Annotated in this window: 6 protein-coding genes; 1 reads left to right on the forward strand and 5 read right to left on the reverse strand. The window is 57.5% G+C overall.

Features of this window, described 5'->3' with window-relative positions:
- From C0623_05240 to C0623_05260, 5 genes are all read right to left on the reverse strand, one after another.
- Positions 1-896 (reverse strand): adenylosuccinate synthase (locus C0623_05240; GenBank protein PLY01582.1); only part of this gene is annotated, 896 nt, incomplete at its 3' end.
- A gap of 20 nt (positions 897-916) precedes the next feature.
- Positions 917-2,206 (reverse strand): ATP phosphoribosyltransferase regulatory subunit, encoded by a 1,290-nt coding sequence (gene hisZ, locus C0623_05245; protein ID PLY01577.1) that lies wholly within the window; start codon positions 2,204-2,206, stop codon positions 917-919.
- Positions 2,207-2,219: 13 nt separating this feature from the next.
- Positions 2,220-3,803, reverse strand: coding sequence for a phosphoglycerate dehydrogenase (locus C0623_05250; GenBank protein ID PLY01578.1), 1,584 nt, complete (start codon positions 3,801-3,803; stop codon positions 2,220-2,222).
- 614 nt (positions 3,804-4,417) lie between these two features.
- Positions 4,418-5,917: a leucyl aminopeptidase gene (locus tag C0623_05255; protein PLY01579.1), complete on the reverse strand. Its 1,500-nt coding sequence runs from the start codon at positions 5,915-5,917 to the stop codon at positions 4,418-4,420.
- Complete coding sequence (locus C0623_05260; GenBank protein PLY01580.1) at positions 5,917-7,530, reverse strand: glycerol-3-phosphate dehydrogenase; 1,614 nt, start codon at positions 7,528-7,530, stop codon at positions 5,917-5,919. The genes C0623_05255 and C0623_05260 overlap by 1 nt, the downstream gene beginning before the upstream one ends.
- A gap of 125 nt (positions 7,531-7,655) precedes the next feature.
- Between C0623_05260 and C0623_05265 the strand changes: the two genes are divergently transcribed.
- On the forward strand, positions 7,656-8,489 hold the full coding sequence (locus tag C0623_05265) for a hypothetical protein (protein PLY01581.1): 834 nt from the start codon (positions 7,656-7,658) through the stop codon (positions 8,487-8,489).
- Positions 8,490-8,969 lie beyond the last annotated feature (480 nt).

Below are 8,969 nucleotides of genomic sequence, written 5' to 3' on the forward strand. Positions count from 1 at the left end.
CCGAATTCGGCGCCGGCCTTGCGGATCCGCTCGCCCATTTCGTCGTGCAGTTCGGTCGGGAACGGTCCGCCACCGACCCGGGTGACGTAGGCCTTGGTGATGCCGACCACGTTGTTGATATGCTTCGGCCCGATGCCGCTGCCGGTGCAGACGCCGCCGGCAACGGTCGACGATGAAGTGACAAACGGATAAGTGCCATGATCGATATCGAGCAGGCTCCCCTGGGCTCCTTCGAACAGCACGGCCTTGCCGGCATCGATGCTCTTGCTGATCTCGGTCGAGGCACAACCGACGTACTTTTCGAGCTCACGCGCGTATTCCGAATACTCATCGAGGATCGCCTGCTCTTCGAGCGGCTTGCCGCCGAGGAATTTTTCAATGAGAAAGTTCTTCTCCGGCAATACTTCCTTGAGTTTGCGGGCAAACGAGTCAGGCCGGATCAGATCGTTGATGCGGATGCCGCGGCGCCCGATCTTGTCTTCGTAAACCGGGCCGATGCCGCGACCGGTGGTCCCGATCTTCTTGTCGCCCTGTTTCTCTTCGCGGGCAATATCGATCACCTTATGGTACGGCATGATGACATGAACGTTGCCGTCGACCAGCAACTGGCGATCATCCTTGAGATAACCGCGCTTCTTCAATCCTTCGATCTCCTGAAGGAAGATCTTCGGATCGAGGACAACCCCGTTGCCGATAATGCAGCGTTTTCCTTCATGCAGAATCCCGGAGGGGATCAGATGAAGAATGATTTTTTCATCACCGACAACCAGAGTGTGTCCGGCGTTGTTGCCGCCCTGAAAACGGACAACGTCGTCAGCATACTCGGTATAGATATCGACGACCTTACCCTTGCCTTCATCGCCCCACTGGGCACCAATAATAACCAGATTTGACATCTATCTCTCCTGAAAGAGCCCTAGAGCTCAAGTTTTCCTGCCAGTATGGCATCGACAGCAACACTCTTTTTCGATTCGTCGGCCAAATGGTGCAGCGTGACACTGCTGGCATCGGCTTCGACATTCAATACATAGCGGAAGTTCATTTTCCGGGCATATTCGACGGTTTCATCATAACTGCGCTCGATCATGTCGCGCGCCGCCGACAGTCCCTGAGACCGTACGGCGCGGGCGATTTTCTGGGCCAGGACCTTATCCTGCCCCGACTGGCTGATCAGCAGATCGGTGAACCGGGTTGCCGCTGCGTCGAGTTTCTGATCGAGGGCAAACAGCAGGTTAAGCAGGCTGAAGGTAAAACCGGTCGCCGGGACCGGATAGCCGTAGGCTGCGGTCAACCGGTCGTAACGACCGCCGGCACAAACCGCCTGCCCGAATCCGGGCAAATAACCCTGGAAGGTGATCCCGGTGTGATAATCGAGGCCGCGCGTCTCTCCGAGGTCGAAAGTGACAAATTCGGCCAGTCCGTAGACTTCAAGGATCGCAAGGACCTTGCGCAGGTTTTCCAGGGCCGCCGCGGAGCGGTCGTTGCCAACGACTGCGGCCGCCCGATCGAGAACCTCACGGCCACCAAACAGGCGCGGCAACGCCAGAATTTCTTTTTTCAGCTTTTCGTCGAGACGGCTCCCATCGAGCAGTCGCCGTAATGTCGACAGATCCTTGTGTTCGATCGCCTCGACGATCGGCTGCAACTCATCTTCCGGCAAATCTATCTGCTCCATGATCCCGCGGGAGAAATCGACCTGCCCGATATCGACGGTAAAATCCTCAACACCGAGTACCTGCAATGACTCGATCGCCATGGCGATCATTTCGGCGTCGGCTTCGGCTCCATCGAGACCATAGAGCTCGACTCCGGCCTGAAAAATTTCACGGTCCTTGCCCTGCTGCTGTTCTTCATGCCGTAGAACCCGACCGTAATAGCTGATCCGGAGCGGCAGTGGCATTTCACGCATGCGGGTCGCAACAATCCGGGCGATCTGGGGCGTCAGGTCGGGCGTAAACGCGACGAGCTGTCCGGACTGTCGGTCATCAAAACGGACCGTTTTGTCGCGCAGGCCGGAACCGATTCCCCGCTCGAGAACGTTGAGATATTCCATCGCCGGAGGAATGACCGGCCGGAATCCCCAGCGGGTAAAGATATCGAGAAGCGTCTGCCGGAGATAAATAATCCGGGCCGCATTTTTCGGCAGGAAATCTTTCACCCCTTTAGGCAGAGAGATATCGGAAGGTGTCACGGTTTGGTTTGTCATAAGTTGATGTTACCTACAGCGAAACCTGCACGGCAGAGAGAATAAAATCCTTCGCGCGCAAGGTCTCGAGAACATGTTCCGGAATTTCACTGTCAACATTGATCAGGGATACGGCCTTTCCCTGAATCTTGCGCCGGGAGAGATTCATCATCGCGATGTTGATCCCGGCTTCGGCCAGAACCTGGCCGAGGGTTGCGATAACGCCCGGCTTGTCCTCATTGTGAATGACCAGGATATGACCCTCCGGGACCGTTTCGACGTGATGCTTGTTAATCGAAACGATCCGGTAATCATCCTCGCCGAACATCGCCCCGGCGACACTCCGTTCACCCTCGGCACCGACCACGGTCAAGCGGATCATGCTCGAGAAACCACCGGTCGAGGTACTGCGCGCATCGACCAGTTCGATCCCGGCTTCGCTCGCCAGGTGCGGAGCGTTGACGTAATTGACCATCGAGCCGTGAATCGGAGTCAGCAGCCCCTTGAGAACGGCCATGGTCAGCTGCTCGACCGGCTGCCGGGTCACTGCTCCGGCATATTCGACGGTTATCTTTTCCAAGCCCCGGGCATAGAGCTGCGCCTGAAAAGCACCGAGCTTCTCGGCGAGCTCGATGTAAGGCCGCATTTCATTCAGCACGTCGGCACTGACGGCCGGCACATTCAGGGCATTGACAATGACTCCGCTCCGGAGAAAGTCGATCACCTGGCGGGCAATCTGTACCGTGACATTGACCTGCGCATCGATTGTCGCCGCCCGCAAATGGGGGGTACAGATAACCTGCTCGAATGCCCAGAGCGGATTGTTCTTATCCGGCGGCTCCTGGGCAAAAACGTCGAGGGCGGCTCCGGCAACCTGTCCGGAGCGGATCGATTCGGCAAGGGCATCTTCGTCGATCAATCCACCCATGGCACAGTTGATAATGCGACTGCCCGGCTTCACTTTTGCCAGGGTTTCGGCATCGAACAGCAAGCGCGTTTCCGGATTGAGAGGAACATGCAGGGTTATAAAATCGGATTCGGCCAGAAGGGTATCGAAATCGACCTGCTCGGCCCCCATCTGCCGGATCGTCTCTTCGGAAACATAAGGGTCATAAACGATGACCCGCATCTTCAGGCCGATCGCCCGCTCGACAACGAGCTGACCAATCTTGCCGGCGCCGACAATACCGAGGATCTTGCCACTGATTTCGACCCCGAGGAACTTCTCTTTCTCCCAGAGCCCGGCCTTGGTTGACTGGCTGGCGGCCGGGATCTGTCGGGCCAGGGCCATCAACATGGCGATGGTATGTTCAGCCGTGGTCGTGGCGCTGCCGAAAGGGGTATTCATAACGACAATTCCCTTGCGGTTTGCCACGTCGAGATCCATATTCTCGACGCTGATACCGGCCCGGCCGACAACCTTGAGGTTTTTACCCGCCTCGAGGACCGCCTCGGAAACCCGGGTGCCGCCGCGGACAACCAGGGCTTCGGCATCAGCAACCCTGGCGATCAGTTCGGCATCAGACAGACCGGGTTGATAGTCGAGTTCGATCCCGTCAGCCTCTTCGAAAACCCGCAGGCCCTCGATGGCAAATTTGTCGGCAACCAGTACTTTCATAGCGTTTCCAAAACAGCTGTAAGCCCTCTGTTTTTGCGATTTTAAGGCGTTTTCCCAAACGAGCAAGTTAGCAACAGTGGTGGGTGATGTCAAGGAGAAAGCCGGACGCAATCAGCTTGTTTTGCTACAGTTGTGAGTAGACTGGATAGGGATATGCCAGATGGGGACACTACCCGCATTTCAGGGAAGTGTCCCCCTGACCAGAAGGCAGGAGAACCGCGCGGTTGCGGCCGCGCACTCCGCCATACTCTTTTGGCAGCGCCCCAAAAGAGTACGCAGAAAAGTGCTGGGTCCAGGTCTCCGCTATTCCCTCGGTGCCACAGATAAAAATCGGCCGGCAAAAAACTCGTCCGCCTTCGCTGCGCTCATCTGTCCTCGAACAGTTTTGCCGGCTGTTTCGATTTTCATCCATGCCCCCTCGGCGCTTCGCCATGAGACATTAAACCGGAATAGCCAAAGGGATCCCCCCCCCTGAACTTCGGGGAGTGTCCCTGCAGATGCCATCGGAGTCGAAAAGTTCGCGGGGACACTACCCGCAGTTCAGGGAAGTGTCCCCGGAAACATGGAAACCCGCCTGGAGCAGGCAAATACAACTGCACAATCCAGGCAGTTTTTTATACAATTGCTTTCAAATATTCAATCAAAAGCCGCACCCCGACGCCGGTTCCCCCCTTGGGATAACACGGCTTCGCCGACTCGGCCCAGGCGGTGCCGGCGATGTCGAGATGTGCCCAGCTGTACTCATCGGCAAACTTCTGCAGAAAAGCTGCCGCGGTGATCGTTCCGGCCGGCCGGCCTCCGACATTCTTGACATCGGCGACGTCGCTCTTGATCTGCTCGGCATACTCTGGCCAGAGCGGCAGTTGCCAGGCTTTTTCTCCGGCTCTTGTCCCGGCCGCGAGCAGATCCTTGACCAGTTTATCATCGTTGCCGAGAACCGCCGTGGCATGATGACCGAGGGCGATGATGCAGGCCCCGGTCAGGGTCGCCAGGTCGATGACCGTTTTCGGCTTGTAGCGGGCAGCGTAGCTGAGAGCATCGGCCAGAATCAGGCGCCCTTCGGCGTCGGTGTTCAGAACCTCGATGGTCTTGCCCGAAGCCGAGGTCAGGATATCCCCCGGGCGGATCGCGCTGCCGGACGGCATATTCTCGACGGCCGGAACTATGCCGATCAGGTTGATCGGCAATTCCAGCCGGGCTGCCGCCGTCATGGCGCCGATAACGGCGGCACCACCGCCCATATCCATTTTCATTTCGTCCATGCCTTCAGAAGGCTTGATCGAGATGCCGCCGGAATCAAAGACGACTCCCTTGCCGACCAGGGCAACCGGGGCACCCCCTTTTTTGCCGCCACTATACTCCATGACGATGAGGCGCGGCTCGCGCTCGCTCCCCTGGGCGACGCCGAGCAGGGCCCCCATCTGCTCTTTTTCAATCGCGGCCTTTTCGAGAATCGTACATTTAAAACCGGACGTTTTGCCGGAAGCGGCAGCCTGCCGGGCGAGGAAATCGGGCGACTTGATATTTCCCGGCTCGTTCACCAGATCGCGGGCCAGGACAACACCGGCACAGATCGCCTGCGCCGCATCGATACCGGCCGCAACCTCGGATTCATCTTGCCCGGAGCTGACAACCAGGGTCATCTTCTCCGGTGCGACCGATTTTTTGGCCTCTTCGTCGGTCAGGTAACGATCAAAACGGTAACCACCGAGAATCGCCCCTTCGCCCAGAATCCGGGCCCGATCGGGTACGGAAACTTTCTTCAGGTTAAAACTGTCGAACGCCAGGGCAATATCAGGGCAATGGGCCTCCCGGGCTTTCTGCACGGCTCCGCCAATCGCCCGGCGGACAATCTCATTTTCGCACTTTGCTTCGGAACCGAGACCGACAAACAGCAGTCGCCTGGCGCCGCTGCCGCTCGCCGGAGCAACCATGAAACTCTGGCCGGCCGAGCCCTTGAACTCGCCGCTTTTGACCGCCTTGCGCAGAAGGCCGCCGGTCAATTGATCGAGTTCGCCGGCAATTCCTTTACTGCTCTTCCCTTCGAAAACGCCAGCCACCAGAAAGTTACTTTTAACTTTGGCAGCACTGCCCCGCTTGACAACAAAATCCATTATGTCCTCCCGTTTCGGAAATATTTTTCCCGATAATTCGATTTCCAGTTTTCTTTAACCTCGGCACTGACACCAAGTATCTGCTGCATCTGGTCGGCGACCGGATCGAGCTCCCTGATGCCACATCCCTCTTCAAGGGCGAGACCGGTCCGCCGCCGCAGGAGATCCTCGGGGGTTCGCGCCAGTTCAAATTGTACAGAATATTGCACTTCGAGCCGGGTCAACTCCGAACCCGGGCAGACCGGCTCGAGCAATTCGGGCGTGCCCCGGGCCAGCGACAAGACCTTGGCGGCCCGAGAACCATAGCGTTTGACCAGCTGTCGGACCAGCGCTGACGGACCGTAACCCGATCCGGTCAACCGTTCATATTCATTTTCGATGTTCTCCAGATCTCCCCCCGGTAGCGGCACGGATGCGGTGCGGCTCGACCCGAAACCTTTGCCGATTCGCTCGGCGATCAGCCCGGCGACCTCCTCGGCGACGGCCCGGTAGGTCGTGTATTTACCGCCCCCGACCGAGATCAGGCCGCTGGCCGATTCGAAGATACGGTGTTCCCGTGAGACCTTCGAAGCGGTATCCCGGGTATCTGAAACGAGCGGCCGCAGCCCGGCAAAGGAAGCGATGACGCAATCGCGGGTCAGGCTGGTGTCTTGCAGATGACGAGCCGACTCCCTGAGCAGATAGTCGATATCCTCTTCGGTTGCGACCGTCTCCTCCGGCGGCCGGTCGGTGTCGGTATCGGTGGTGCCAATCAGGGAGAGTTCGCCCCAGGGGATGACAAAAAAGAGACGATCATCGACCTGGCTTGAAAGATAGATCGCTTCATCACCGCGGTTGACCCGCGGCACCAGGATATGGGCGCCGCGGGTGGTCCGGAGCATCGGCTCGTGATCACCGGCGAGCGTTCTGACCTTATCCATCCAGGGCCCGGTCATGTTGATGACCACGTCGGCAGAGGTTTCGATTCGGCTGCCGGCTTCGAGGTCGGTCAGGCTGATGCCGGAGATCTTTCCTTCCGAAAAGGTGAAAGCGTCAAGTCGAATATAGTTGGCGACGGTGGCACCGGCTTCGGCGGCAGCGATCACATTCTCGAGGCAGAGCCGGGCATCATCCATCTGACAATCCCAGTATACGGCAACCCCCTTGAGCCCCTGGCGACGGAGGGCCGGTTCGCGACTCACCGCCTTGTCTGGACCAAGCATCCCGTGGATGTGGGTATTGCGAAACATTGCCAGCAGGTCATAGAGGAGCATCCCGGCCCGCACCATCCAGAGAGGCCGCTTGTCCCCCTTGTAGACCGGCACATAAAAACGGAGCGGCCAGACCAGGTGCGGGGCGATGGCAAGCAGGGTCTTTCTTTCCCGGCACGCCTCGAAAACCAGCCGAAGATCGAAATTTTCGAGATAACGCAAGCCGCCGTGAATCAGCTTGGTCGAAGCGCTCGAGGTTCCGGAGCCGAAATCATCCTTGTCGACAAGGGCGGTCCGAATCCCGCGCAGAGCCAGATCGCGCGCCAGCCCGGCACCGTTAATGCCGCCCCCGATGATCATCACATCGAAGTGCTGTCGATTTAATCCTTCCGGATTTCGGTGTAAAGCTTTCAGTTCTTCCATGAGGAACAATATATCGGGGAGTCTCACCCTTTACAACCGGGCTTTTGACATTTCTTCATCAATCAGTAAAATGGATGAACGTACCTGACATGTTCTGCAATTTTCGATAGTTAAAGGAGGCTGCCATGCCGAATAGAAAACTCGCCCTGTTACTGACCCTGCTTGTCGGATTAATGAGTGCCTGCACCCTGAGCAAAGGAGCAGGTGGCGACACTGAAACTGTTAACAATTACATTGAGGGGAAAGGGAGTACCGGTATTCGTGGCCAGATAACAGCCAAGGCGACCGGCCAGCCGATTGAAGGTGCCTACGTCAATATCTACCCCGATGCCATTTCAAACCTGCTTGGCCCCTCACAGTATATTTCGACTCCGACCGATGCCAACGGCAACTACAAGATCGATGTTCCGCCCGGATCCTACTACGTGGTGTCACGCAAGCGGATGAGCGGCCAACCGTCGGGGCCGCTGGCCCCGGGCGACCTCTTCTCCGAACACCAGCGGGTCAAGACTACAGTCGTCGCCGGCAAGCTCTCGATAATCGACCTGCCGCTGGCCCCGATGAAAGCGCCGATGTTTTTCAAGAAATCAACGGTCGAGACCCAGACCGACACCGGTATTCGCGGTCGCCTGATCGACAGTGAAGGCAAGCCGGTACCCGGAAGTTTTGCTGTTGCTTACGATAATACCGATATCAAGCGGTTGCCCGATTATGCTTCGACCCTCTCCGACAGCAATGGCAATTTCGTGATTTTTCTGCCGCAGGGAGGCACCTACTACCTCAGTGCCCGCATTCACGCCTGGGACATGCCTCGGCCGGGCGAATTGTACGGCACCTATGGCGAACCGGACCCCGCCCCGATCACGGTCAGTAAGGGTGCCTTCGTTAAAGAGATTGAAATTGTTTTGACTCCGTTCACCGGAACCTACAAGGAGGGGAAGAGCCGGCGGCCGTACTAGGTAATGCAAAAGGGTCTGGATTTAAATCCAGACCTTTTTTACGGCTTGCCGCTGCCAATAGCAGACGCAATATCCGGGTCGCTTGATTAAGCGAATACTCTTTCTCCATCATTTGTCCAAGTTAGAACATAAGGTCGCGCGGTCGCACACGCCGCATCCATAAGGCATTAGCAGATGGGGATACCGTTGGCCAGGGACACTTCCCGAATTACAGGGAGGTGTCCCCGGACCAGAAGGCAGAAGACTGAAGGCAGGAAGAACCGCGCGGTCGCGGCCGCGCACTCCGCCATACTCTTTTATTAAGCCATAAAAGAGTATGCAGAAAACGGCTCCCTTGCCGGGGGCCTTTTTTGTGCGGTCAGGATTGTTTTTTCAACTTTGCTGCCAGGGAGTTTGCCTTGAGGCAAACACAGTTCGTCGCTGTCGCGGTTGCGGTCGGGCTGCGGTTGAGTGATCGCGCGAGCGAAACCGACCTCAAGA

This window comes from Desulfuromonas sp. (genome assembly GCA_002869615.1).
GTDB lineage: Bacteria > Desulfobacterota > Desulfuromonadia > Desulfuromonadales > UBA2294 > BM707.

What these genes read in the sequence shown, in the direction of transcription:
- hisZ (PLY01577.1), bottom strand. Translation starts at nt 2,206, where the DNA reads ATGACAAACCAAACCGTGACACCTTCCGATATCTCTCTGCCTAAAGGG.
- C0623_05250 (PLY01578.1), bottom strand. Translation starts at nt 3,803, where the DNA reads ATGAAAGTACTGGTTGCCGACAAATTTGCCATCGAGGGCCTGCGGGTT.
- C0623_05255 (PLY01579.1), bottom strand. Translation starts at nt 5,917, where the DNA reads ATGGATTTTGTTGTCAAGCGGGGCAGTGCTGCCAAAGTTAAAAGTAAC.
- C0623_05260 (PLY01580.1), bottom strand. Translation starts at nt 7,530, where the DNA reads ATGGAAGAACTGAAAGCTTTACACCGAAATCCGGAAGGATTAAATCGA.
- C0623_05265 (PLY01581.1), top strand. Translation starts at nt 7,656, where the DNA reads ATGCCGAATAGAAAACTCGCCCTGTTACTGACCCTGCTTGTCGGATTA.